Raw genomic sequence first — 25,860 nt, 5'->3', positions numbered from 1 at the left:
TTTCTGTCCTCGTTGGACTGATATCTCAGGCTTTGCCAATTTTTGCCGCCTTGCCCTTGTCGAACCACCACAGCGCCTCGACCGGAAAGCCGAAATCGGGCTTCTGCTCGGGAAAGCCGAACATGTCCCAAAAGGCGCTTCGGTGATTCGCCAGGAACCAACTTGGAATCCAATCGCGCCGTGCGCGCAAGGCCCGATCGAGCGCCCGCATCGCAACGGTCAGGCTCTCCCGATCCTTGGCCGCGCCGACGGCGTCGATCAGTTTGTCGATCGCAGGATCTGCGATGCCCGGCAGGTTGCGCGAGCCGGACACTTTTGCCGTGCTTGAATGGAAGAAGGTTTCGAGGTCATCGCGCGTTGGCGTCGCGCTGAACGAGAAAGCGGCCGACAGCAGATCGAAATCGAACGTCGCCTGTCTGGCTTGATATTGCGCCGAATCGACCAGCCGGATCGTGGCGTCGATGCCGATCGCCTTCATATTGGCGACCCAGGGCGAATAGATTTGGACGAAGGTATCGTCGTCGACCATAAACTCGGCCGAAAGCCGGCCGCCCTTGTCGTTGACAACAAAATCGCCCGACCTTTTCCAGCCGGCCGCAGCCAGAAGCTTCGCTGCCTGGCCAAGCAGCTTGCGGTCACGGCCGGAGCCGTCGGACGGGGGCTGGCTTACCGCCTCGCCAAAGACCTCCGCTGGGAGCTGTGCGCGCAACGGCTCCAGCAGAGCCAGTTCCTGTGACGACGGCGGTCCTTCTGAGCGAAAGTCCGACTTCTCGAAACAGGACTGCGAGCGCTCATAGGAGCCGTAGAAGAAGTTGCGCCGCGTCCATTCAAAATCGAAGCAGAGAGCGATCGCCTGGCGCACGCGCGCGTCGCGAAATTGCTCGCGTCGCTGGTTGACGGCGGTTCCCTGCATCGTCGGCCGTTTCTCGGCGGGAAATTCGTGCTTGACCACCTTGCCAGCGGTCAGGGCCGGAAAGTCGTAGGCGGTCGCCCAAACGCGCGACGTGAATTCCTCGCGATAGGTGATTTCGCCTTTTTTGAACGCTTCGAAGCCGGCCATGCGGTTCTGGTAGAACTCGATGCGGATAGTGTCGAAATTGTTCATGCCGCGATTGACCGGAAGGTCGCGGCCCCAATAGTCCGCCACCCGGTCGTATTCGATCCACGCGCCGGCCGAGAAGCGACCGATCTTGTAGGCGCCGGAGCCGAGCGGCGGGTTCAGTTGCGAGGAGTCGAACGGGTTGGCCGTGTAGAAGGCCTTCGACAGGATAGGGAACTCCACGACATTGAGCACCGTGCGGGCGGACTGCTTGCCGGAAAAATTGAGCTTGAGCGTGTGCTGATCGACGGCGACCGCCTCGTCGAGGTGGATCAAGGACAGCGAAAAGTCGGGATGGCCCTTTTCCTTGAACAGCTTGAAGGTGAAGGCGGCGTCCTCTGCCGTCAGCGGCGTGCCGTCGTGGAAGCGCGCCTGCGGCCTCAGCGAGAACTCGAAGCTGTTGCGGTCGTCGGAAAGCGTCACGCCGTCGGCGAGCTGCCCATAGAGGGCGTCCGGCTCGTCCAGAGCCCTGACCATCAACGCGTCGAAGCACATCTCCATGCGCGGCGGCGCATCGCCCTTCTGGGTGAAGGAGTTCAGCGTGTTGAAGGTCAGCGTGTTCTGGTTGTAGCCCCAGTTCGGCGGCGAGAAGTTGAAGATGCCGCCCTTCGGCGCATCGACATTCACATAGTCGAAATGGGTGAAATCCGGGCTGTATTTGAGGTCACCGAAGGCGGACAAGCCGTGCAGCTTCACGCCGGTCGCAATGTCGGCGAAGGCCCTGCCCGGCAGCATGGCGGCGGCAGCGGCAGCAGTGCCCAGCGCCAGGAAATCGCGGCGGGGCAGGCCCACCATCAATTGCTGCCCCTGTATTTGGCCGCCAGCGCCTTTTCCTTGTCGATGTCGATCCACCAGGAGTCGGGATCATAGCCGGAATAAGCAGGCTGCTTTTCGGGGATGCCGAATTTGTTCCAGTAGGCCACCCATATTGCCGAGCGATGATATTGCGGCACGACATAGAAATTCCACAGCAGCACGCGGTCGAGCGCATGAGTGGCGGCGACGAGATCCTCGCGGTCGGTGGCGAAGATGACGCGGTCGACCAATGCGTCGACGGTCGGATCCTTGATGCCCATCAGATTTCGCGAACCGGGCGTGTCGGCGGCCTTCGAGCTCCAGAAATCGCGCTGCTCATTGCCGGCCGAATCGGACTGGCCGAACAGGCCGGTGACGACATCGAATTCGAAATGGTTGACGCGGTTGATGTATTGCGTCTGGTCGATGATGCGCAACGTGGCATCAACGCCGATCTTGCGCAGATTCGCGATATAGGGGCTGGCGATCACCTGGTCGGTGTCGTTCCAGCCCAGGATCTCGAACTTGAAGGGAGCGCCGGTCTTGGCATTGACCATCTTGCCGCCCTTGATCACCCAGCCGGCCTTGGCGAAGAGGTCGACGGCCTGTTTGAGGTACTTCCGTTCCGCTTGCGGTGAATCGTAGACCGGCAGCTTGAACTGCTGGGTGAAGAGTTCAGGCGGCAGCTTGTCGCGGTACTTTTCCAGGATTTCCAGTTCCTTGCCTTGCGGCAAACCGCTCGACGCCAGGTCGGTGCCCTGGAAATAGCTTGAAGTACGGGTGTTGGAACCGAAGAACAGCGTTCGGTTCATCGACTCGAAATCGAACGGATAGGTCAGCGCCTCGCGCACCAGGCGATCCTGGAACAGCGGCCGCCGTTGATTGAGCACGAATGCCTGCATCGGCTGCGGCGAGTGGCTCTCGAAGACCTTCTTGATGACGTCGCCGGCCTTGATCGCCGGGAAATCATAAGCTGTCGCCCATTTGCGCGAGCTGAATTCGCGGTTGAGGTCTTCCAGCCCGCCCTTGGTGAAGGCCAACCAGGCCGCATTGTCATCGAGTATATAGGTGAAACGCCGCGTATCGAAATTCTCGCGGCCGATCTTCACCGGCAGCTTCGCCGCCCAATAGTCCGGCACGCGCTGCCAGATGACTTCCGAGCCCGGTTTGAAGCTGGCGATCTTGTAGGCGGCCGAGCCGAGCGGAATCTCCAGCGTCGGCTTGGTGATGTCACGCTTCTTGCCATTGGCATCAGTGCCTTCCCACCAATGTTTCGGCAGCACGGCAAGGTCGCCGATGATCTTGGGCAGTTCGCGGTTGCCCTTCTGGTTGAAATGGAACTCGACCTCGTGGTCCGAAATCGCCACCGCATCGGTGACATTTTCGAAGTAGCGGCTGTATTGCGCACTGTTGGCCTTGAGCACCTGGAACGACCAGATCACGTCGTCGACGGTGATCGGCTGGCCGTCATGCCATTTGGCACGCGGGTCCAGCCGGTAGGTCGCCGAGGAATAGTCGGCGGGATATTTGTACGCGTCGGCGATCAGCGGATGGCTGGTGCTGCCTTCGTCGGTCGCCTGTTCCATCAGCGTATCGTAGAGCAGGCCACCGCCGAACCCGACCAGGCCGGCGGCCGGTGATCCCTGTACGATGTAGGGATTGAAACTGTCGAAGGTGCCGAGCACCACCGAATTCAACGTGCCGCCCTTGGGCGCGTTTGGGTTGACGTAGTCATAGTGCTGGAAGTTGTCGCCGTATTTGGACTCGCCGATCAGCGATGAGGCGGTGCGCCATTCGTCCGCTCGGCTCGTCTGCAATCCGGCCGCCAGAAGGGCTGCCGCCAGCATCGACTTGAGAAGCGTTCGGCCAACCGTCATGCACTATCCTCTTCGCAATGCCCGTTCATGGACAATCTAGACGATTTGGCGCTCGTGAAAACCGCCATGCGCGGCTTTGTCGCCGCATATGCGGTTTTCCTAACGAAAAAGCCGGGCTGAACCCGGCTTTTTCAAGGTCGTCGAGATGGATATCCGACTATTGAGCGGGCGCCGGTGCGGGTACGGCCGGAGCCGGAGCGGCCGGCTTGGCCGGCGCGGCACCTTCAGCCGGCTTCGCCGGGGCGGCACCTTCAGCCGGCTTGGCGGGCGCGGTTGCGTCGGCGGCAGCGCCTGGCGCCGGCAGCGGCTTCGGATTGTCGGACAGCGTGCGAAGATAGGCGATGACGTTGGCGCGGTCCTCGTCCTTCGGCAGGCCGGCGAAGCCCATGGCGGTGCCCTTAACGAATTTCTTCGGCGAGGTGATGAAGTGGTTGATGTTGTCGTAGGTCCACTTCTCGGTGCCGCCCTTGGAAAATTCCTTCATGCCGGCCGAATAGGCAAAGCCTTCATGCTCGGCCACCGGGCGGTCGACGAGATCCCACAGATCGGGGCCGACCTTGTTGGGGCCGCCCTTTTCGCCGGAATGGCAGGCCTGGCATTTCTTGAAAACGGCAGCGCCTTGCTCGACATTGGCGGTGGCCAGCAGGTCGGCGATCGGCTTGGCTTCGGCGGCAGGCGCGGCCGGACCGCCTTCGGCGGGCTCGGCGGCCTCGATGGCGAAACCGGGCTTTTCCGGAGTCGGCGAGGCAAACAGCGCGTCGGACACAATGCCGACCGAGAAGACGACGAAAACGGTTCCGAGCAATCCGGCGAGCAGCTTGTTGACTTCGGTGGAATCCATACGCCCCTTGCTCCCTTTTCCGGCGGACCGAACCGTCCACTCCGTCCGTCGGTATCGCGACCCGCCCTGCCGGGGCGGTCAAATCGGGCGGAAACTAGGTCTTTTGCTGCGGCGTTGCAACACCTATAAGGGCGCTTCCAGTGAGACCTTTTGCCACTTTCCCTGTCCTCTTCGAGACGCCTTGCACCGCGCATGTCCACGCTGATTCTGATCCCGGCCCGCATGGCCTCGACACGCCTGCCGGGCAAGCCGCTGGCCGACATCGCCGGCGCGCCGATGATCGTCCATGTCGCCCGCCGCGCCACGGAGTCCGGCCTCGGCCGGGTCGTGGTGGCGACCGACACGCAAAGCGTGGCCGAAGCGGTGCGTGCGCATGGTTTCGAGGCCGTGATGACGCGCATGGACCACCAATCCGGCTCCGACCGCATTCACGAGGCTCTGGTCGCGCTCGATCCCGAGCGCAAGGTCGAAACGATCGTCAATGTGCAGGGCGACCTGCCGACCATCGATCCCGGCATCATCGTCGCCTCGCTCAGGCCGTTCGATGACGGCGCGGTGGACATCGCCACCCTCGGCGTCGAGATCGTCCGCGATGAGGAAAAGACCAATCCCAACGTCGTCAAGATCGTCGGGTCGCCGCTCTCCGGCACCAGGCTGAGGGCGCTCTATTTCACGCGCGCCACGGCACCTTGGGGCGAGGGGCCGCTCTATCATCATGTCGGCCTCTATGCCTATCGTCGCGCCGCGCTAGAGCGTTTCGTCGCGCTGAAGCCGTCGCCGCTGGAGCGGCGAGAACGGCTGGAACAGCTACGGGCGCTCGAAGCCGGCATGCGCATCGATGCCGAGATCGTCCAGTCGCTGCCGCTTGGCGTCGACACGCCGGAAGATCTCGAACGCGCCAGAACCATCCTTGCAAACTGAGAAATCCCTTCGAAGCTGAGACCCCTTGAATCGAGAATTGGCCATGCCTGAAAAGACCAACAGAATATCCTTCCAGGGCGAGCCGGGTGCCAATTCCGACACCGCTTCCCGCAACGTCTATCCATCGATGGAGCCGTTGCCGTGCCCGACCTTCGAGGACGCGTTCAACGCGGTCGAGACCGGGAAGGCCGATCTCGCCATGATTCCGATCGAGAACACAATTGCCGGGCGGGTCGCCGATATCCACCATCTGTTGCCGGAATCGAAGCTCCACATCATCGGCGAATACTTCCTGCCCATCCATTTCCAGCTGATGGTGCTGCCCGGCGTCAAACGCGACGAGATCAAGACCGTGCACAGCCACATCCACGCGCTTGGCCAGTGCCGCAAATACATCCGCAAGAACGGCTGGAAGGCGATCGTCGCCGGTGACACGGCTGGCGCCGCCAAGATGGTCTCCGAGGGCAAGGACCGCACCATGGCGGCGCTGTCGCCGACGCTGGCCGCGACGCTCTATGGGCTCGACATCATCGAGCATAATGTCGAGGACACCGACAGCAACGTCACCCGCTTTGTCGTCCTCACTAAGAACAAGCAATGGGCCGAGCGCCCGTCTCCGGACGTCAAGATGATGACGACCTTCATCTTCCGCGTCCGCAACGTGCCGGCCGCCCTGTACAAGGCGATGGGCGGTTTCGCCACCAACGGCATCAACATGACCAAGCTGGAGAGTTACCAGCTGGGGGCTTTCACCGCGACGCTGTTTTACGCCGACATAGAGGGTCATCCCGAAGATCCGCTGGTCAAGCTGGCGCTGGACGAGCTTCGCTTCTTCTCACGCGAAGTCCGAATTCTGGGCGTCTACCCGGCCAGCGCGTCGCGTGAGCAGTGGAAGGTCGCTGACTAGATCACCGCGCCCAGCGGCACATAGTCGATTTCCATGAACGTCTCGACCTCCGGCACCCAGCGGTCGCGTACGAAAGCGACGTGGTCGGGATGATCGTTGTACCTGGTATAGGCAGCCTGGTCGGCGAACTCCATCGAGAAGCCGAAACGATAGTCGTTCTTGGGGCTGATCTGCCGCAATTGCTCGAAATGCGTGACGCCCCTGATCGCGGTGAGGATTTTCTTGGCGTCGACCAGGAACCTCCGTTCCTCCAGCGAATGTGGCGGATGCTTCAGCGTGAAGACGACGGTGTGACGGATCATTTGCTGCTCCTGAATGGTCTTTCGATAGTCGCTGCCATCACTCCGAGTCGACCCAGGCGCGGATGAGGTGGTGAGCAATGGCGCCTTTCGGTGGCGTGACCAAATTGCCGGGATGCTCCCTGGTCAGCATCGAACGCACCTCGTCGCGGGCAAACCAACGGCAGTCCTCCAGCTCGTTCAAATCGGCCTGGATATCGTCGTTGAGCGGCTCGCCGAAGCAGCCGATCATCAGCGAATAAGGAAACGGCCAGGGCTGGCTGGCGTGATAGACGACGCGGCCAAGCCGGATGCCAGCCTCCTCCAGCGTCTCGCGGCGCACCGCCGCTTCGATCGTCTCGCCCGGCTCGATGAAGCCGGCAAGGGCGGAGTACATGCCCGGCGCGAAATGCCGGCCGCGCCCGAGCAGGCACTTCTCCCGCGTCGCCGTCAGCATGATCGCCACCGGGTCGGTACGCGGAAAATGCTCAGTGCCGCAATTCGGGCAGTGGCGCTTGTAGCCGCCGGCCCGCATCTGCGATTGCGTGCCGCATTTGCTGCAGAAACGATGGCTTGCATGCCAGGCCAGCAGGGCCGCACCTTGCGCCATCGCGCCGGCAGCCGCCTCATCGATCAGCCCCTGCATGTAGACGGAGCGGTAGTCGATGGCCTTGATGGTTTCCGGAAGCCGTTCCGGATCGACGCCGCCGGGCACGGCCAGCACGGGTCCCTGTTCGGAAAAACCGAGCAGGACACCCTGTTCGAGAAATGGTTCGAAAGGCTCGCTCTCGGAGGCGCCAAACCAGGGGTCGAGACCACTGCCATCCCCGAGCTTCAGATAGAGCCGCCCCCCATGCATCAACAGCAGCCGTGTCGCCGGGTCGGCGAGCGCCTTGTCGACCGAATCGTCGGCGCGGTTTTCGGACTGCCGGTCGATGATGTTGCCGGCAAAGCCGACGAACTGACTCGGCTCGCGCAAGGGCGCGTCAAACAGGCGGAAGCTCATGGAAACTCTGCGTTGCGGGATGGACACGGGGAACGCTTATAGCGCCGCCTTGATCGTTTCGGCAAACCGCCGCAGGTCGGAGCCTTTATAGGGCTCGCGCAGGCCGTATCCCCACACCGGGCCCGGCCAGCCGGGATCGCCTTCCGAACGCGCAATGATATGGATGTGCAACTGGCGCACGATGTTGCCGAGCGCGCCGGTGTTGATCTTGGTGCAGCCTGTCGCTTTCTTCAGCGCCTGCGCCACCATATTGGTCTCGAAGGTCAGCATTGCCTGGTCGAGCGGCGTCATCTCGTGGATCTCCTCCGCGCCTGGCCGCTGCGGCACCAGGAGCAGCCATGGCCAGCGGCGGTCGTTCATCACCCGCAACTCGCACAGCCCCAGCCACATCAACTGCTCGCTATCCGCCTCCAGCCGGGAGTCCAGCGTGAATCCGGCCTTCAGGCCCGTCATCATCGGCGTTTCCCTTGCTTTTCTTGGTTTCCTCAAGGGCATGAACGCTAGAGCGGCGGCAAGGGGGCTGCAAGCGAATCATTGCGCCCTCGCGATCGGCAGCTCTTCACGATAGGAATTTTTTCTTGATTCGTGACCTCAGCTATGGTACATATTTGTTCATGGTGCTGATTTGCGCCAGTGACCCGCCGCGCAGGCGGGTTTTCGTTTGATGCTCCGTCAGCCGACGCGCCGGCGAAGGCTGCAAAGGAATCCGGGATTTCTTCTGCGCACTTGCATTTCATCGAACAATTGCCGATATGGACGACGGGAGGTTGGTGGTGGACGATCCACTCGCCAACCGGGTCAGGTCCGGAAGGAAGCAGCCCTAACGAGCCCGGAACGGGTCATTGTTCCAGCCTCCCACCTCACCGGCCCTTCTCGCGACATTGACGACGCATTGCAGCGCGGGCGAGACTATGCGCAGGAATCGGCCGCTTTCGGGCGCGGCCATTTGGAGCTTATGGGCGAATGAGCGAAGCCGGAAATTCGGGACCAAAAAGCCTGGAGAATGGCAAGGCGGCCGCCTATCGCGTGCTGGCGCGCAAGTACCGTCCCTCGAACTTCTCGGAACTGGTCGGCCAGGAACCGACGGTGCGCACCCTCACCAATGCCTTTGCCACCGGCCGTATCGCCCAGGCCTGGATGCTGACCGGCGTGCGTGGCGTCGGCAAGACCACGACGGCACGCATACTCGCTCGTGCCCTGAACTACAAAACCGCTGATATCGACCAGCCGTCGGTCGACCTTGCCGAGCTCGGAGAACATTGCCAGGCGATCATGGAAGGCCGCCATGTCGACGTCATCGAGATGGACGCCGCCTCGCACACCGGCATCGACGATATCAGGGACATCATCGAGCGCGTGCGCTATGCGCCGGTCTCGGCTCGCTACAAGGTCTACATCATCGACGAAGTGCACATGCTGTCGACGCAGGCCTTCAACGGCCTGTTGAAGACGCTGGAAGAGCCGCCGCCGCACGTCAAATTCATCTTTGCCACCACCGAGATCCGCAAGGTTCCGATCACCGTCCTGTCGCGCTGCCAGCGCTTTGACTTGAGGCGCATCGACGCCGGCGCGCTGGTCGCGCATCTCGCGTCGATCTCGGCCAAGGAGGGCATTTCAGTCGACGACGACGCGCTGGCGATGATCGCGCGCGCCGCCGAAGGCTCGGCCCGCGATTCGCTCTCCATCCTCGATCAGGCGATTGCCCACGGCGCCGGCTCGGTCAGCGCCGCTGCGGTTCGGGCGATGCTGGGGCTCGCCGACCGCGCCCGCATCGTCGACCTGTTCGAACATGTGATGAAGGGTGATGTAGCGGCCGCTCTTGCCGAATTCCGCGCGCAGTACGACACTGGTGCTGATCCGGCCGCCGTGCTGACCGATCTTGCCGAGTTCAACCATCTCGTCACGCGGCTGCGATTCGTGCCGACGGCCATCGAGGATGCCTCGCTATCCGAGGACGAGCGGCAGCGCGGCGCGGATTTCGCCAGGACGCTGTCGGTCAGAGTGTTGTCGAGGACATGGCAGATGCTGCTCAAGGGCATTCCCGAGGTCCAGTCCTCCAACCGGCCGGTGAGTGCCGCCGAAATGGTGCTGATCCGGCTAGCGCATGCCGCCGACCTGCCGACGCTGGACGAGGCGTTGAGATCGCTTGAGGGCGCAACGCCGGTACAAAATGGCACCCCACGCCCGAATGGTACACCCGCGGGGTCGGGCAATGGTGGCGGCGCCAGCGCTGTGGCGCAGACGCGCATGCCGGCCGGGCCGGGCGGTGCGCAGACCATGCGGCTCGTGGAGAGCACGCCTGCCCCTGTTGCTTTCATCGCTCCGCCGGAGCCGGTCGTCGAGACGCAATCGGCACCGCTGAAATCGCTCGCCGACATCATTGCCCTGGCCGACGCGCAGCGTGACATCGCCTTCAAGGTGCAGGTCAAGAGCTATATCCGCCTGGTTCGTATCGAGCCCGGCCGTATCGACGTCGGCCTGACCAGCGACGCGCCCAAGATGCTGCTCAACGACCTGACGACGAAGTTGCGCGCCTGGACCGGCCGCAACTGGCTGGTTTCGCTGTCGAAGGAAGAGGGTGGCCAGACGCTCGCCGAGATGGAATCGGCCAAGCGCGAGAACGCCTTCCTCGATGCCAAGAGCGATCCGACGGTGGCCGCTATCCTGGCGCGCTTTCCCGGGGCCAAGATCATCGACGTGCGCATTCCAGACGCGCCGGAAGCCGAAACGGCCGAGGCCGAAGTGCCGGTCGAGCCGCCGGCTGACGACGACGAAACCTGACCACAGAACGAATCCGCAAAGGACCAGACCATGAAAGATCTTCTCGGCCTGATGGGCAAGGCGAAGGAAATGCAGGCCAAGTTCCAGGCCATGCAGGACGAGATCGCCACTCTGGAAGCGTCGGGCCAGGCCGGCGGCGGCCTGGTCAGCGTGACGCTGACCGGAAAATTCGAAATGAAGTCGCTGAAGATCGATCCATCCTTGTTCAAGGAGGACGATGTCGAGATCCTGGAAGACCTGGTGCTCGCCGCCCACAATGACGCCAAGACCAAGGTCGAGCAGATCATGCAGGAAAAGACCAAGGCGTTGACCGCCGGTCTGCCGATCCCGCCGGGAATGAAACTGCCCTTCTAGCGTTCGGCGCGCCCCATGGTCGACATGACCGAAGAGCCCACCGAAAGATTGATCGAGCAACGCATCCGCAACAGGATCTACGAGATCCTGGAAATCCTGGCCGACTGCGACGATGGCGTCGATCTCGTCGGTATCAAGGGCTACTTCAACCTGTTCGAGGACTTCGTCCATCGCCCGTCGATCGAGGCCGGCACATCTGCGCTTTCGAAAGACGAGCGCGCGATCGTGCTGGAGATCGCCGAATTCCTGGAGGCGGCCAGCGAGACAAATCCGGACTTCACCAAGGCCGAGTTCGTCGAAAGCGGCTGGCCGGCAAGGATCGCGCCGACGGCCAGGGACGCGCGGGCGCTGTTCCTCCGGCGCGGCCTGTTTTCGGAGAAGATCGAAGAGGCTGAACCTGGCCAGCCGGGGGCGATTGCAGCCGGGCGGTAGCCCGCATAAAGCCATGCAACCGTGCCAATTTGGCAACAGTGCCCCAGTAATAACGTTTTGGCCATCTTTTTGCCTGAAAGTGTCTCATTCTTGCCGCAGCCTGGGGGCGGGCATGGAAATGAGAGGGTTACCTGTTGATTGCCACGCGATGGAAGGCGCCGCTGTTGCTCGGCGCCGTCATTTCACCTCTGTTTTTGGCTGCATGCAGCCAAACCACTTCGCACGGTATGTCCGTCGCCAGCCTGACCGATGCCATCACGCCGAGTTTCCTGAGCTCCCGGGCCTACAGCCATACGCCCAAGGACAAGGAATGCCTGGAACGGGCGATGTTCTTTGAATCCAATCGCTCAAGCCGCGATGGCATGATCGCCGTCGGCACGGTGGTGATGAACCGGCTCCGCTCCGGCAACCACGGAAGCACCATCTGCGAGGTGGTGGGCGAGGGCGGGCAGTTCGCGCCTGGCGTCATGACGAGACCGATGAATTCGCGAGCGATGCCCGAAGTCGAGGAAGCCGCCGATGCCGTGCTCAAGGGCGAGCGCAAGGCCAAGCTGAAGAACACGATGTATTTCCACACCGCTGGGCTGCGCTTCCCTTACAAGAACATGCACTACACGATGGTTGCCGGCGGCAATGCCTTTTATGAGAAGCGCGGCCGCAACTGGCAGCCGCTGCCGGATGAGCCGCAGGTCGCAATTGCCTCTGCGGCACCCGAGAAGCCGGCCGCACCGGCGATAATGGTCGCTTCCGCCGAGCCCGCACCTCCGGCCAGGACGGCAACCGTTCGATCCGCCCCTGCCCAACAGACCTATGTGACGGCGGCAGCTGCGCCGTCCGCGAAATCCGCGCGTGTCTCGGTTCAGCCGACGGTGGTGGCGATGCAGGAACCTATGGAAGAGCCAGATGCCGCCCGTTTTGGCGGAACCCTGAACACAAGGGTCATCTCCTCGGTTCAAAACGCGCCACAGGAGGCGACGATGGTGGGGTTCCAGTCCACGCCTGAGAACACCGACGCCATCGGCGCGATGATTGCCAGCCAGGACCGGCCACTCGAGACCAATTGATCCGGCTCCATGATCCACCTAGCCAATATGGCGGTTGATGCGGACGTGGCATGTTTCAAAGCGCTCTGAAAAATCCTAGATCAGAGCGATGTCGAAGCGAATCGCCGGTCCCGAGATCGAACGCCTGATCCAGCTCCTGGCCAAGGTGCCGGGGCTGGGACCCCGTTCGGCCAGGCGTGCGGCACTCCATCTGATCAAGAAGAAGGAGCAACTGCTGTCGCCGCTCGCCGCCGCCATGGCCGAGGCGGCAGACAAGGTGCGCATCTGCTCGACCTGCGGCAATGTCGATACATCCGACCCTTGCATGATCTGCACCGATCCGCGCCGTGACGCCGGCACCATCATCGTCGTCGAGGACGTCTCCGATCTGTGGGCGCTGGAGCGCGCGGCGGCGATGAATGTGCGTTATCACGTGCTCGGCGGCACGCTGTCGCCGCTCGACGGCATCGGGCCCGACCAGCTCAACTTGCGCTCGCTGGTCGACCGTGTCGCCGGTGGCGAGGTCAAGGAGGTCATCCTCGCCGTCAACGCGACGGTCGAGGGCCAGACCACCGCGCACTACCTCACCGACCAATTGTCCGGCTTCGACATCAAGGTGACGCGTCTGGCACATGGCGTGCCGGTCGGCGGCGAACTCGACTATCTCGACGAAGGCACGCTGGCCGCTGCACTGCGCTCGCGGACGGCGTTTTGACGAAGTTGGCGGGGATGTTTGTTGAGATGACTGCATTCCTTGGCGCAGAACGCAACCTTCGCAATGTAGTCTCTGCATTTCTTCTGGCCGCTAACCAGTCTCCTCCTTTCCGCTCCCGCCTCCGCTGCAACGATCAACGACCAGTTTCGCGCCTGGCTGCAGGACGACCTGTGGCCGCAGGCCAAGGCGAAAGGCATTTCCAGACACACCTTCGATGCCGCCTTCGACGGCATCAATCCCAGTCTGAAGCTGCCCGATTTGGTCAAACCGGGCGAGAAGGCGACCACGCCGCAGAAACAACACCAGGCCGAATTCGGCTCGCCCGGCGCCTATTTTGCCGAGAAGACGGTTCTTGCGGTGACGGCAGGCGGACGTGCGCGTGAAGCCACCAATGCCAGGACACTTGCAGCCATCGAGAAGCGCTACGGCGTGCCGGGAGAAGTGCTTTTGGCGATCTGGGGTCGCGAGACCGGCTTCGGCGCGGCGAAAATGCCTTATGACGCCTTCGAGGTGCTTGGCACCAAGGCATTCATGTCGACCAAGAAGGATTTTTTCCGCACCGAACTCCTGGCGGCACTCGAAATCGTCGAGCGCGGGCTGGCCCCGGTCGGCGCGATGAAATCGTCATGGGCCGGGGCGCTCGGCCAGCCGCAATTCATGCCGACCTCTTTCCTGAAGCATGCCGTCGATTTCGATGGCGACGGCCGCGTCGACATCTGGAACTCGACGCCGGATGTACTGGCTTCGATCGCCAATTATCTCGTCCATTATGGTTGGGTGAAGGGCCGCGGCTGGGGCTTCGAGGTGACTGTGCCGGATCAGGTTTCCTGCGCGCTGGAGGGCCCGGACCAGGGCAAGAAGATTTCGGAGTGGGCGGCAATGGGCATTAAGCGCGTCGGCGGCAAACCGTTTCCGACGAGCGAGCTCAAGGCCGAGGGTTTCCTGCTGATGCCGGCCGGGCGCAGCGGCCCGGCCTTTATCGCCACGCCCAATTTCTACGTGCTGAAGGAATACAACACCAGCGACCTCTACGCGCTGTTCATCGGCCACGGCGCCGATCGCATAGCCCATGGCGACTCGAATTTTTCAGGGAACTGGGGCGCGGTTGGCGGGCTCCACCGTTCCGACATCGCCGCCCTGCAGCGCACGCTGCAAGCCAAGGGCTATGATGTCGGCAGCGTCGACGGACTGCCCGGCTTCAAGACCCGCCGTTCGATCGGCAGGTGGCAGGCCAAGAACGGTCGCGCCGCAACCTGCTTCCCCGATGCGGAGTTGGTGACAGCGCTGAAGTAGCCCGGAATAGCAGATTTTTCTCATTTGGCAGCCTCGATTAGCCGCCAAATGCATCGACTTCCAACAGCTCCTTCTGGTCCAATGCGTCGTCCTACAAAACCCCGTTGCCGAGTTGGGGGGTGCCGGATTAGGGTGTTGACCAACTGGACAAAAAACACGACGGTAGCGGGTCAGAGGCCGTCTTCCGGCCCCTAAAAAATTTTCTGCATTCCTGAGCCGGGAACTCAGGTCGCCAAACAACAAAACAGGGAACAATCACGATGATGATGGAAAAGTTTGCTCTCCGCTCCCGCATCTTGCTTGCGGGTGCGGCCATGTCCGCGCTGCTTCTGGCCGGCGCGCCTGCCGGTGCGGTCACGCCCGCCGACACGCTGGTCGAAGGTTTCGCGATCGACGACATCATCACCATGGATCCGAACGAGGCATTCGAGCTATCTACTGCCGAGGTCACCGGCAACACCTATGATCTGCTGGTCCGTCTCGACCTCAACGACACCTCCAAGGTCAAGGGCGACCTCGCCGAAAGCTGGACCGTCTCCGACGATGGCCTGACCTACACGTTCAAACTCAAGCCCGGTCTCAAATTCGCTTCCGGCAATCCGATAACGGCGGCAGACGTTGCCTATTCATTCGAGCGTGCCATCAAGCTCGACAAGAGCCCGGCCTTCATCATCGGACAGTTTGGCATCAGCGGCGACAACGTCACCGAAAAAGCCAAAGCGGTCGACGACAGCACTTTCCAGTTCACCGTCGACAAGGCCTATGCGCCGAGCTTCGTGCTGAACTGCCTGTCGGCAACGGTCGCCTCGGTTGTCGATGCCAAGCTGGTCAAGGAACATGTCGTCACCGCGGCACCCACCGCCGACTACAAATGGGACAATGATTTCGGCAATGCCTGGCTGAAGACCGGCTATGCCGGCTCCGGCGTCTTCAAGCTGCGCGAATGGCGCGCCAACGAGGCTGTCGTTCTCGAGCGCAACGACAATTACTACGGCGAAAAGGCCAAACTAGCCCGCGTCATTTATCGCAACATGAAGGAAAGCTCGGCCCAGCGCCTGGCGCTCGAAGCCGGCGACATCGACGTCGCCCGTAATCTCGAGCCGAACGACCTCGACGCAATCGCCAAGAACGCCGACCTCACCACCACCAGCGCGCCGAAGGGCACGGTCTTCTATATCAGCCTCAACCAGAAGAACGCGAAACTCGCCAAGCCCGAGGTTCGCCAAGCATTCAAATATCTGGTCGACTATGATGCCTTGAGCTCGACCATTCTCAAGGGCATCGGTGAGATCCACCAGACCTTCCTGCCCAAGGGCGTGCTCGGCGAGCTCGACGAGAATCCGTTCAAGCTCGACGTCGCCAAGGCCAAGGAATTGCTCGCCAAGGCAGGTCTGGCCGACGGTTTCAGCGTAACCATGGACGTTCGCACCGGCCAGCCGACGACGGGCATGGCGGAATCGATCCAGCAGACGCTTGGCCAGGCCGGTATCAAGCTGGAGATCATTCCCGGCGACGGCAAGCAGACGCTGACCAAATATCGCGCCCGCAATCACGACATCTATATCGGCCAGTGGGGTCAGGACTATTTCGATCCGAACTCCAATGCCCAGACCTTTGCCTCGAACCCGGACAATTCGGATGCCGGCAAGTCCCACACGCTTGCCTGGCGGAACTCCTGGGACATTCCGGACCTGACCAAGGAAACGGAAGCGGCTTTGCTCGAGAAGGACGCCGGCAAACGCGCCGACATGTACAAGGATCTCCAGAAGAAGATCCTCGACACCAGTCCTTTCGTCGTCATCCACCAGCAGCTGGAAGTGGCCGGCCTGCGCAAGAACCTCAAGGGCTTCGCACTCGGCCCGAGCTTCGACAGCAACTTCGTCGGGCCGGTCTCGAAATAACGCCGCGGGCGCCGCATGAGCGCGGTTGAAAATGGGAGCGGGCGCGGCAGCGCCCGCGCCGTCGCCATTGCATCATCGCTCGGCCGCTTCCTGGTCATCGCGATCACGACCTATCTTGGTCTGCTCGCGGTGACCTTCTTCATCGGTCGTGTCATCCCGATCGACCCGGTGCTGGCGGTGCTCGGCGACCGGGCGCCGGCCAATGTCGTCGAGCGCACGCGCCGCGAGATGGGCCTCGACCTGCCGTTGATCGAGCAGTTCTATATCTATGTGAAAAATGCCCTGAACGGCAATTTCGGCGTCTCCGTGCTGACCACGAACCCCGTCATGACCGACATTCGCCGAGCGCTTCCGGCGACCACGGAGCTGGCGACGCTGGGAACGTTGATCGGTGCGCTGTTCGGCGTGCCGCTTGGTGTGCTGGCCGCGGTCAGGCGCGGCAGTCTCATCGACCAGATCGTGCGCATCATCGGCCTGATCGGCTATTCCGTGCCGATTTTCTGGCTCGGACTGCTGGCGCTGGTTTTGTTCTACGCCAAGCTGCAATGGGTGGCCTTCCCGGCGAGGCTCGACGTCGTCTACGAGTACACCTTCACGCCGATCACCGGTTTCTACCTGCTGGATTCCCTGTGGCAGCGGCAGTGGGATGTCTTCCACGATGCCTTCCGCCACATCATCCTGCCGGCTTCGCTGCTCGGCTATTTCTCGCTCGCCTATATCAGCCGCATGACGCGCTCGTTCATGCTCAACGAGCTGTCGCAGGAATACATCGTCGCGGCGCGCGCCAAGGGCCTGTCGGAGACCCGCATCATTTGGGGCCACGCATTACGCAACGCCGCCGTGCCGATGGTCACGGTGATCGCACTGTCCTATGCCGGCCTGCTTGAAGGTTCGGTGCTGACCGAGACTGTCTTTTCGTGGCCAGGCATCGGTCTCTACATCACCAATTCGCTACAGAACGCCGACATGAATGCCGTGCTCGGCGGCACCATTGTGATCGGCTCGGTGTTCATCGCCATCAATCTGCTCTCCGACCTGCTCTACCGCGTGCTCGATCCGAGGACGAAGGTAAGATGAGCAGAGGCATCCCACTTTCGGGCTCAGTTGCGCCCAATCACCCCCACTCCGGCCCTTCGGGCCACCTCTCCCCCTGCCCGGGGGAGAGGAAAAGCCGGGCGCACGCCTGGCGCCTTTCCTCTCCCCCGTCGAGCGGGGGAGAGGTGGTCTGCGAAGCAGACCGGAGTGGGGGTCGACAGCTCCAAGAGGCATCGTCATGACCGCCTCCGACGCCCGCCCTCTCTCTCGTCGTGACTGGCTGCTCAGCGAGCGGCCGGCCTCGCGCATGCAGGCAAGACTCGGCCGCGCCTACGTGGCGTGGCGGCGCTTTTCCGCCAACCGGCTGGCGTTTCTCGGCCTGCTCATCATCATCGCCTTGCTGGTCGTTGCCGCCTTTGCCGGCGTGCTGGCGCCGTATTCGCCGACATTTGGCGACCTGAAAAACGCGCGTCTGCTGGCTCCGAGCGCCGAGCACTGGTTCGGCACCGACGACCTCGGCCGCGACATCCTTTCGCGCATCCTCTACGGCTCGCGCTGGACGCTTTATGTGGTCATCCTGGTTGCGATTATCGCCGCACCGATCGGCCTGCTGGTCGGCACTGTCGCCGGCTATGCCGGCGGCTGGACCGATGCCATCCTGATGCGCATCACCGATATTTTCCTCGCCTTCCCCAAGCTGATCCTGGCGCTGGCCTTTGTCGCAGCCCTTGGGCCAGGCATCGAGAACGCTGTGCTTGCCATCGCCATCACCTCCTGGCCGCCTTACGCACGCATCGCGCGCGCCGAGACGCTGACGGTGCGCAATTCCGATTACATCAAGGCGGTGCAACTGATGGGTGCTTCGCCTTTCCGTATCGTGCTGCGCCACATCATGCCGCTCTGCATCTCCTCGCTGATCATCCGGGTGACGCTCGACATGGCCGGCATCATCCTGACCGCCGCCGGCCTCGGTTTCCTCGGCCTTGGCGCGCAGCCACCGCTGCCGGAATGGGGCACGATGATCGCTTCGGGCCGCCGTTTCGTGCTTGATCAGTGGTGGGTGGCCGGCGCGCCAGGCTTCGCCATCCTCATCGTCAGCCTCGGCTTCAACCTGCTCGGCGATGGCCTGCGCGACGCGCTCGATCCGCGGAGCGGCGACCAATGAGCCACGATCCCAACCAGCAGCGATCAACGAGCGCGCTGCTCGATGTCGAGGATCTCCGCGTCACCTTCCCGACCCGCACCGGGCTGATCGAAGCGGTTCGCGGCGTCTCCTTTTCGCTCGGCCGCGAGCGGCTCGGCATCGTCGGCGAGTCCGGCTCGGGCAAATCGCAGACCGGCCGCGCCATCATGGGCCTGACGTCGCCGCAGGCGCGGATATCGGCCAACAAGCTTTCCTTCGACGGCATCGACCTGCTCAGCGTCTCGCCACGCGAACGCCGGTCACTGCGGGGAAAGCGCATCGCCATGATCCTGCAGGATCCGAAATATTCGCTCGATCCGGTGATGAGCATCGGCCGCCAGATCGTCGAGACGCTGCGCACCCATGAAAAGGTCGGCAAAGCCGAGGCGCGCGATCGCGCACTGGCAATGCTGGAGGCGGTGCAGATCCGCGATCCGGCCCGCGTGTTCGACCTGCATCCGCATGAAGTGTCCGGCGGCATGGGCCAGCGCGCCATGATCGCCATGATGCTGATCGCCGGGCCGGAAATGATGATTGCCGACGAGCCGACCTCGGCGCTCGACGTCACCGTGCAGCTCGACGTACTCGGCATCCTTGATCGGCTGGTCAGTGAGCGCGGCATGGGGCTGATCTTCATCTCGCACGATTTGCGCCTGGTCTCGTCCTTCTGCGACCGCGTCATCGTCATGTATGCAGGCAAGGTGGTCGAGCAGCTCAAGGCATCCGAGCTCGGCCGCGCCCAGCATCCCTATACGCGCGGCCTGCTCAATTGCATGCCCAAGATCGGCGCCGACCGTCATCCGTTGCCGGTGCTCGACCGCAAGCCGGAGTGGGCGGCATGACTTCTGCGATTGCCGTCGACGGGCTGGAAGTGATCTTCGACCGTTTTCGCGCGCTGAAGGGCATCAGGCTTGATGTGCAGCCGGGCGAGTCCTTTGGCCTGGTCGGCGAATCCGGTTCCGGCAAGTCGACGCTGCTGCGAGCCATCGCCGGCCTTGCGCCGGTCGCTTCGGGCAGCATCGCCGTCAACGGCAAGACGCTCGGCGCGCGCCGCGACAAAGCCTTTTATCGCGAAGTCCAGATGGTCTTCCAGGACCCCTACGGCTCTCTGCATCCGCGCCAGACCGTCGACCGCCTGCTGCAGGAGCCGCTTGCCATCCACCGGTTTGCCGACGGCGAAAAGCGCATCCAGCGGGCGCTCGACGAGGTCGGTCTCGGCAACGGCTTTCGCTTCCGCTACTCCCATCAATTGTCGGGCGGCCAGCGCCAGCGCGTGGCGATTGCCCGAGCGCTCATTCTCGAACCATCGATCCTGCTGCTCGACGAACCGACCTCGGCGCTCGACGCCTCGGTCCAGGCGGAAGTGCTCAACCTTCTGGAAGATGTCCGCCGGCGGCGCAAGCTGACCTTCCTAATGGTCAGTCACGACCTCGCCATCATCACCCATATGTGCGAGCGGCTGATGGTGATGCAAAGCGGCGAGGCGGTGGAGAATCTGGCGGCGGCAGACCTCGTCGAGCGCCGCGTGACCAAGGATTATACGCGCAACCTGCTGAGAGCGAGCGACGGGTTTGTGAGAACCGCCTGAATTCGTTCTTCCTGTGTACAGAACAACCGTCTTGGGGGACTACCATGGAGGAATGGAAGTTTGCTGACCCACCCAATGTCGCGGTGTTGTCGGACAAGAGCATATTTAAACGTGGCGACTGGATCGCATACGTTGTGCATGAAGATGACGACGACGACAGCTACAACGATGACGGTGGCAGTTGGCAATTCCACAACAGCGAACCCGGACCTGTGGATGACGGCGATATAATGCTCGTCGGCCTGCAAGAGGTGGTTCAACTGGATGAAAGCATCCTGACATTGGCCGATTTGCCAAAAGGTTGGTATGCTTGGCGAAGTTCCAAATCGTCGCGGTGGCAGCGCGCCAAATCACTCCCTGTACCCTCCAACGATAACGAGTGATCCAGCACGATCTTAAGTCGACCTTTGCGCCAGATCGGCCCCATCCAGAACGGGTGGCTCTTCCCGGCCTTTCGGCTCCTTGATCCTGAACCAGGCCACATAGAGCGCCGGCAGGAACAGCAGCGTGATCGCCGTGCCGGCGATGATGCCGCCCATCATGGCGAACGCCATCGGTGCCCAGAACACCTCCCGTGCGATCGGGATCAGCGCCAGGCTGGCAGCGGCGGCCGTCAGCGCGATCGGTCGCATGCGATGTTCGGTGGCTTCGATCACCGCCGCCCAGCGGTCCTTGCCTTCGGCGACCAGATCCTCGATCTGCACGATCAGGATGACCGAGTTGCGGATCAGGATGCCGATCAACGCCAGCACGCCGAGGATGGCGACGAAGCCGAGCGGGGCGCCGCTTGGCAACAGTGCAGCAACCACGCCGATCAACCCAAGCGGTGCGACGGCAACGACCAGGAACAGGCGCTGGAAGCTTTGCAACTGGATCATCAGGATCGTCGCCATGATGAACAGCATCAGAGGCACGACCGCCGCGATCGGCCCCTGGCTGTTGGCGCTTTCCTCGACCGAGCCGGCCGTGGCGATGGCATAGCCGACCGGCAGCTTGGCGATGAAGGCATCGACCGAGGGTTTCAGCTCGTCGACCACGGTCGCCGGCAGCGCATCGCCCACGAGTCCGGCGCCCACGGTGATCGTCGGCACGCGGCTGCGCCGCCAGACTGTCGGCTGCTCCAACTCGTAGTGGAAGTTGGCGACGGCGGCCAGCGGGATGGATTCGCCGGCACCGGTCGGCAATTGCATGTTGCGCAGCGTCTCGATCGAGCCGCGTTCGGCATCGCGCGAACGGACCACGACGTTGATCAGGTAGGTGGCGTCGCGCACCTGGGTGATGGTGACGCCGCCGACGATGCTGTTCAGCGTATTGGAGATGTCCGACGAGGTGACGCCAAGCTGGCGCGCCTTGTCCTGCAACACATCCACTTTCAGCACCCGCGACGGTTCATTCCAGTCGAAGATCGGTGCGCCAAGCTTGGGATTGGCCGAGATGACGCCTGCCAGTTGCTGGGACAGCGTCCTCACCGTCTGGATGTCGGGACCGCTGACGCGGTATTGCACCGGCCGGCCGACGGGCGGACCGAGTTCGAGCGTCTTGACGAAGGCATCAGTGCCGACGAAGTCGTCGCGCAGCATTTTTTCTATTGCCGCCTTTACCCTGTCACGCGCCTCGACGTTCTTGGTGACGATGACGGTCTGGCCGAAATAGGGATTGGCCGGCTGCACGTCATAGGCAAGCACGAAGCGTACCGCGCCCTGGCCGATATAGGAGCTCCAGTGATCGATGTCGGGATTGCCGGCAAGGGCTGCCTCCTCGAAGCGCTCCATCTGGTCCCGCGTCTCGGCGATCGATGAATTCTGCGGCAGGTTCCAATCGACGATAAGTTCCGGCCGGTCGGAGGACGGGAAGAACTGCTGCTGGACAAAACCCATGCCGACGACCGAGGCGGCGAACAACAGCACCGTCGCGATGATCGTCAGCCAGTGGCGGCGCACCGACCCGACCAGCACTCTGCGGAACAGCGAGGTGAAACGGCCGGGCTTGTCATGGTGCTTCTGCTTCATCACCGCAGGCAGGATGGTGATGCCGAGCAGCGGCGCAAACAGCACCGCGACGATCCAGGACACCAGAAGCGAGACCGCAATGACGACGAACAGCGTGTAGGTGTATTCGCCAGCCGCGCTGTTGTTGAGGCCGATCGGAATGAAGCCGGTGACCGTCACCAGCGTTCCGGTCAGCATCGGGAACGCGGTCGAGGTGTAGACATAGGTCGCCGCCTTGCGCAGATTGTCGCCTGCTTCCAGCCTCGCCACCATCATCTCGACGGCGATCATCGCGTCGTCGACCAGCAGGCCGAGCGCGATGATCAGTGCGCCCAGCGAAATGCGCTGTAGCGAGATGCCGAGATAGTCCATGAACAGGAAGGTGATGGCGAGCACCAGCGGGATCGACAGCGCCACGACGAAGCCGGCGCGCATGCCGAGGCTGATGAACGAGACGGCAAGCACGATGGCGACAGCCTCGAACAGCGCGCGGGTGAAGCCCGAGACCGCTTCCTCGACAATGACAGGCTGGTCTGCGACCAGATGTACGCCGACACCAACCGGCAGGTCGGCGACGATCTTGTCCATCTCGACCTTCAGCGCCTTGCCGAAGTCGAGCAAATTGGCGTTGGGCTTCATGCCGATGGCGAGCCCGATCGCATCCTCGCCGTTGAAACGGAACAATGTCGTCGGCGGATCGGCGTAGCCGCGGGTGATGGTGGCGACATCGCTCAGCCGAAAGAAACGGTCGTTGACGCGCAAATTGATGGCGCGCAGGCTTTCCTCCGAAGTGAACTGGCCCGAGACGCGCACGCTGACGCGTTCGGGGCCGGTCTCGATGACGCCCGATGGTGCGATCGCGTTCTGCGCCTGCAGGCTTGCGACGATCGCCTGCTGGTTCAGGCCAAGGGCTGCGATCTGGCGGGTCGAGAACTCGAGATAGATCGCCTCGTCCTGCGCGCCGATCAGGTCGACCTTGCCGGCGTTGGGCACGGCCAGGATCTGGGTGCGCGCCTGCTCGACATAGTCGCGCAGCTGGCGCGATGTCAGCCCGTCCGCCGTGAAGGCGTAGATATTGCCGTAGACGTCGCCAAAACTGTCGTTGAAGAACGGACCTTGCACGCCCTGCGGAAACTGGGCGCCGATGTCGTTGATCATGTTGCGGATGCGCACCCAGGTCGGGGCCACGTCGCGTGCCTTGGTCGACGGCTTGAGATTGACGAAGATGACGGTCTTGCCGGCCGTGGTGACGGATTTGCTGTAGTCGAGGCTGTCGAGTTCCTCCAGTTTCTTCTCGATGCGGTCCGTCACTTGGCGGACTGTCTCGTTGACCGAGGCGCCCGGCCAGTTGGCCTGGATCAGCATGGTCTTGATGGTGAAGGCCGGGTCCTCCTCGCGACCGAGATTGAGATAGGCCGAGACGCCGGCAACGACGAACACCAGCATGAAATACCAAACCAGCGAACGATGGCTCAGCGCCCAGTCGGAGAGGTTGAAGCCCTTCACTTGGCGGCTCCTTCGGGGATCTTGACCGTCTCGCCCGGGATCAGGCTGTGCACGCCTGCGGTGACGACGCGTGCGCCCGCGTCTAGTCCGCCGGCGACGACAAAGCTGCCGCCGCGTTTGGCGCCGATCTGGATATCGTGCAAGGCGACCTTCGATTGCGCATCGACGATCCACACTTGCTGCTTGCCGTCCTTTTCGAGCAGTGCCGACAGCGGCAGCTCGATCGTCGGCTCGATCGGCATCACCCGTGTCGCCGTGACCGTCGAGCCCAGCCGGAACGCGGTCGGCGCATTGAGCAGCGACAGGCGCACGCGGCGTGTGCGGGTCGAACTATCGGCCTGCGGCGCGATCTCGCGCAGCTTGGCTTCCGTGCGGATCGAGGGCAGAGACTGCAGGATCACGTCGAAGCCGGTTCCGACAGCGAGATCGCTGGTCAGTTGGTCGGGAATATCGACGACGGCTTCGCGCATGTCCGAGCGCGCCACCGTCACCACCGTCTGGCCGGCCGACACAGTCTGCCCGACCTCGGCGCCGGTGGCGGTGACGACGCCATCGAAATCCGAAAACAGGCGGGCATAGCCAAGCTGTTCCTGAGATTTAGCCAGCGCAGCCCTGGCGCGCTCGACATTGGCCTGCGCGGCTTGCCGCGCCTGCCGGGCTGCCTCATAGGTGGCCTGCGAGGTGTTCTTGTCAGCCAGCAATGCGCGCTGGCGCTCCTCGCTGGCGTAAGCGTTGGTGAATTCCGCCTGTGCGTTCGAAAGGCCAGCCTTGGCCGCCTGAACGGCCAATTCCAGCGCCGTCGGATCGAGCGTGGCGATCGTCGTACCTTTGGTGACGAGATCCCCGATATCGACGTCGCGCGTGACGACTCGGCCAAGCAGGCGAAAGGCCAGGTTGGCACTGAATTCCGGCTGGACGACGCCGGCGAAGCCAAGCGTCTGGCTGGTGCGCGGCTCGACCACCACCGAAAGCACCGGCCGGATGATCTCGGGCGCCTTTTCCGGCTCGGCCGAACAGGCGCCGACAACAACCAGCGCCGACAGGACGATCACGCGCGTAGGCCGGCTCATTGCGTTGCCGCTCCGGCGATCTCGACCGTTTGGCCCGGGCTGAGCAATTGGCCACCGGCGGTGATGACGTCCTGGCCGGGCTCCAGCCCCTTGTCGACGACGATGACGCCGGAACCATAAGCGAGAATATCGACCGGCGCGACGGTGACCTTCTTGGAAGCAGGGTCGACGAGCCAGACCGCAGGTTGACCGTTGCTGGAGGTCAGCGCCTGCCAGGGCAGGATCACGGCTTTCACCGGCTGGGCGCTGACCGTGCCGGTGACGGCGGCGCCGAGCGGCATGGCGGCAGGGGTCTTGGGAATGGCGACCTTGACCCGAACCGAGGCCGAGGCGGCATCGACCACCGGAGAAATCTCGCGCACCTTGCCTGTCGCCTTCACCGACGGATCCGACACAAGCGTGATCGACACCGGTGGTGGTGCCATCGGGCTGCCGGCAACCAGCGTTTCATGAACGTTGAAGACGGCGTCGCGGTCGCCGTCCTCGGCGATGGTGAAGACTGTTTGTGCCCCTTGCACCACCTGGCCGGCCTCGACCGAGCGTGCCGTGACGACACCCGGCGCGCCGGCCCGCAACTCGGTGAAGGTGAAGCTCTCCCGGGCATTATCCAACGCGCTCTGCGCCTGCTGGACGCTGCCTTGTGCAACACTCTGCACCTGTGCTGCCTGGTCATAGTCCCGGCGCGTGGTGAAACCCTGAGCAAGCAGCGTCTTTTGGCGCTCGAAGGCGGCGGATGCCTGCGTCAATTGCGCCTGTGCCGCGTCGAGATCGGCCTGCGCCGAGCGCAGGTCCGATTCCTGCTCCTGTGGATCGATGCGGGCCAGCAACGTGCCCTTGTCGACATGCTGGCCGATTTCCACCAGCCGCTCGGCGATGCGGCCGCCGACCCGGAAGGCCAGGTTGTTCAGCGTACGCGCGGCGATGACCCCGGTCAGCGACGTCGTCGGGGCATAGAAGGAGATTTCGACTTCGGCGGTGCGCACCATGGTCGGCAGCTTGTGTTCGGCCGCCTCCTGCTTCTGGCAACCCGCCAGCAGCAGGCTGGCCATCGTGCAGGCGATAAGGATCGGGGCGTTTCGAAACGGCAAAGGGCTGGATGGCGACAGTGGCAAGGCGGGAGATGTCACGTTCCGGCTCATGGCTTCCCTCGCCTGTGTGGGACGCTCTCGCCACGGAGCCTCGCGGCGTCAGAAGATAGTCGATCCCTTGGAAAAGGGAACCTCCTTCGCACGCTTACCGGTCGACTG

General features: G+C 62.9%; 22 protein-coding genes, 1 other RNA gene and 1 pseudogene. 15 read left to right on the top strand and 9 right to left on the bottom strand.

The genetic code is table 11. From position 1 onward, the window contains the following. Positions 1-25: 25 nt before the first annotated feature. The 3 genes from NKJ01_RS07295 to NKJ01_RS07285 form a co-directional block, all read right to left on the bottom strand. Complete coding sequence (locus NKJ01_RS07295) at positions 26-1,894, bottom strand: extracellular solute-binding protein (RefSeq protein ID WP_352727097.1); 1,869 nt, start codon at positions 1,892-1,894, stop codon at positions 26-28. Further along, a complete protein-coding gene (locus NKJ01_RS07290) occupies positions 1,894-3,771 on the bottom strand; it encodes an extracellular solute-binding protein (RefSeq protein WP_352727095.1) in 1,878 nt (625 codons plus the stop codon). The genes NKJ01_RS07295 and NKJ01_RS07290 overlap by 1 nt, the downstream gene beginning before the upstream one ends. A gap of 157 nt (positions 3,772-3,928) precedes the next feature. Beyond that, positions 3,929-4,612, bottom strand: a complete 684-nt coding sequence (locus NKJ01_RS07285) for a c-type cytochrome (protein WP_352727093.1) — start codon at positions 4,610-4,612, stop codon at positions 3,929-3,931. Positions 4,613-4,804: 192 nt separating this feature from the next. Here NKJ01_RS07285 and NKJ01_RS07280 point away from each other — a divergent pair, with 192 nt between their 5' ends. Together NKJ01_RS07280 and NKJ01_RS07275 are read left to right on the top strand one after the other, a co-directional pair. Continuing rightward, a complete protein-coding gene (locus NKJ01_RS07280) occupies positions 4,805-5,533 on the top strand; it encodes a 3-deoxy-manno-octulosonate cytidylyltransferase (RefSeq protein WP_352727091.1) in 729 nt (242 codons plus the stop codon). A 43-nt stretch (positions 5,534-5,576) separates the two neighbouring features. After that, complete coding sequence (locus NKJ01_RS07275) at positions 5,577-6,440, top strand: prephenate dehydratase (protein WP_352727089.1); 864 nt, start codon at positions 5,577-5,579, stop codon at positions 6,438-6,440. On the opposite strand, the gene NKJ01_RS07270 is transcribed toward NKJ01_RS07275, so the two are convergent. The 3 genes from NKJ01_RS07270 to NKJ01_RS07260 are packed head-to-tail and all read right to left on the bottom strand — an operon-like array spanning position 6,437 to position 8,180. Then, positions 6,437-6,742 (bottom strand): Dabb family protein, encoded by a 306-nt coding sequence (locus tag NKJ01_RS07270; protein WP_023758158.1) that lies wholly within the window; start codon positions 6,740-6,742, stop codon positions 6,437-6,439. The genes NKJ01_RS07275 and NKJ01_RS07270 overlap by 4 nt on opposite strands. A 37-nt stretch (positions 6,743-6,779) precedes the next feature. Further along, positions 6,780-7,724, bottom strand: a complete 945-nt coding sequence (gene nudC / locus NKJ01_RS07265; RefSeq protein ID WP_023758157.1) for an NAD(+) diphosphatase — start codon at positions 7,722-7,724, stop codon at positions 6,780-6,782. A gap of 36 nt (positions 7,725-7,760) precedes the next feature. Beyond that, the gene (locus NKJ01_RS07260; RefSeq protein WP_023758156.1) at positions 7,761-8,180 is read right to left on the bottom strand and encodes an HIT family protein; all 420 of its coding nucleotides are present in this window, start codon (positions 8,178-8,180) and stop codon (positions 7,761-7,763) included. Positions 8,181-8,486: 306 nt separating this feature from the next. Between NKJ01_RS07260 and ffs the strand changes: the two genes are divergently transcribed. From ffs to NKJ01_RS07195, 13 genes and pseudogenes are all read left to right on the top strand, one after another. Beyond that, positions 8,487-8,583: signal recognition particle sRNA small type (gene ffs / locus NKJ01_RS07255), an RNA gene on the top strand. A 104-nt stretch (positions 8,584-8,687) separates the two neighbouring features. Then, positions 8,688-10,505 (top strand): DNA polymerase III subunit gamma/tau, encoded by a 1,818-nt coding sequence (locus tag NKJ01_RS07250; RefSeq protein WP_352727086.1) that lies wholly within the window; start codon positions 8,688-8,690, stop codon positions 10,503-10,505. A gap of 30 nt (positions 10,506-10,535) precedes the next feature. Further along, positions 10,536-10,859 (top strand): YbaB/EbfC family nucleoid-associated protein, encoded by a 324-nt coding sequence (locus tag NKJ01_RS07245; RefSeq protein ID WP_352604114.1) that lies wholly within the window; start codon positions 10,536-10,538, stop codon positions 10,857-10,859. Positions 10,860-10,883: 24 nt separating this feature from the next. Then, positions 10,884-11,291, top strand: a complete 408-nt coding sequence (locus NKJ01_RS07240) for a hypothetical protein (RefSeq protein ID WP_352727143.1) — start codon at positions 10,884-10,886, stop codon at positions 11,289-11,291. 134 nt (positions 11,292-11,425) lie between these two features. After that, a complete protein-coding gene (locus tag NKJ01_RS07235) occupies positions 11,426-12,355 on the top strand; it encodes a cell wall hydrolase (protein WP_352727084.1) in 930 nt (309 codons plus the stop codon). An 88-nt stretch (positions 12,356-12,443) separates the two neighbouring features. Beyond that, complete coding sequence (recR, locus tag NKJ01_RS07230) at positions 12,444-13,049, top strand: recombination mediator RecR (RefSeq protein WP_352727082.1); 606 nt, start codon at positions 12,444-12,446, stop codon at positions 13,047-13,049. A 26-nt stretch (positions 13,050-13,075) separates the two neighbouring features. Continuing rightward, positions 13,076-14,342: pseudogene (locus NKJ01_RS07225) on the top strand (lytic murein transglycosylase). Between the two features lie 260 nt (positions 14,343-14,602). Beyond that, positions 14,603-16,243 carry an ABC transporter substrate-binding protein gene (locus tag NKJ01_RS07220; RefSeq protein WP_023758149.1) on the top strand — a complete coding sequence of 547 codons (1,641 nt, stop codon included), beginning with the start codon at positions 14,603-14,605 and terminating at the stop codon, positions 16,241-16,243. Positions 16,244-16,258: 15 nt separating this feature from the next. After that, positions 16,259-17,320: an ABC transporter permease gene (locus NKJ01_RS07215; protein ID WP_352601495.1), complete on the top strand. Its 1,062-nt coding sequence runs from the start codon at positions 16,259-16,261 to the stop codon at positions 17,318-17,320. Between the two features lie 196 nt (positions 17,321-17,516). Next, on the top strand, positions 17,517-18,443 hold the full coding sequence (gene nikC, locus NKJ01_RS07210; RefSeq protein WP_352601493.1) for a nickel transporter permease: 927 nt from the start codon (positions 17,517-17,519) through the stop codon (positions 18,441-18,443). Further along, a complete protein-coding gene (locus tag NKJ01_RS07205) occupies positions 18,440-19,303 on the top strand; it encodes an ABC transporter ATP-binding protein (RefSeq protein WP_352727080.1) in 864 nt (287 codons plus the stop codon). Before nikC ends, NKJ01_RS07205 begins: the two co-directional genes overlap by 4 nt. After that, positions 19,300-20,049 (top strand): ABC transporter ATP-binding protein, encoded by a 750-nt coding sequence (locus NKJ01_RS07200; protein WP_352727078.1) that lies wholly within the window; start codon positions 19,300-19,302, stop codon positions 20,047-20,049. Before NKJ01_RS07205 ends, NKJ01_RS07200 begins: the two co-directional genes overlap by 4 nt. 44 nt (positions 20,050-20,093) lie before the next feature. Next, positions 20,094-20,432: a hypothetical protein gene (locus tag NKJ01_RS07195; RefSeq protein ID WP_352727076.1), complete on the top strand. Its 339-nt coding sequence runs from the start codon at positions 20,094-20,096 to the stop codon at positions 20,430-20,432. Between the two features lie 12 nt (positions 20,433-20,444). Here the strand turns inward: NKJ01_RS07195 and NKJ01_RS07190 are convergent, their stop codons facing one another. Genes NKJ01_RS07190 through NKJ01_RS07180 form a run of 3 tightly spaced genes read right to left on the bottom strand, consistent with a single transcriptional unit; the run spans position 20,445 to position 25,752 of the window. After that, positions 20,445-23,543: an efflux RND transporter permease subunit gene (locus tag NKJ01_RS07190; RefSeq protein WP_352727074.1), complete on the bottom strand. Its 3,099-nt coding sequence runs from the start codon at positions 23,541-23,543 to the stop codon at positions 20,445-20,447. Then, entirely contained in the window at positions 23,540-24,613 is a 1,074-nt protein-coding gene (locus NKJ01_RS07185; protein ID WP_352727072.1) for an efflux RND transporter periplasmic adaptor subunit, read from the bottom strand. The genes NKJ01_RS07190 and NKJ01_RS07185 overlap by 4 nt, the downstream gene beginning before the upstream one ends. Then, complete coding sequence (locus NKJ01_RS07180) at positions 24,610-25,752, bottom strand: efflux RND transporter periplasmic adaptor subunit (RefSeq protein WP_352727070.1); 1,143 nt, start codon at positions 25,750-25,752, stop codon at positions 24,610-24,612. The genes NKJ01_RS07185 and NKJ01_RS07180 overlap by 4 nt, the downstream gene beginning before the upstream one ends. Between the last annotated feature and the right edge of the window lie 108 nt (positions 25,753-25,860).

Origin of the sequence: Mesorhizobium sp. M0276, assembly GCF_040321755.1 — a bacterium.
Taxonomy (GTDB): domain Bacteria; phylum Pseudomonadota; class Alphaproteobacteria; order Rhizobiales; family Rhizobiaceae; genus Mesorhizobium.
This window is presented reverse-complemented; position numbering and strand designations above follow the sequence as displayed.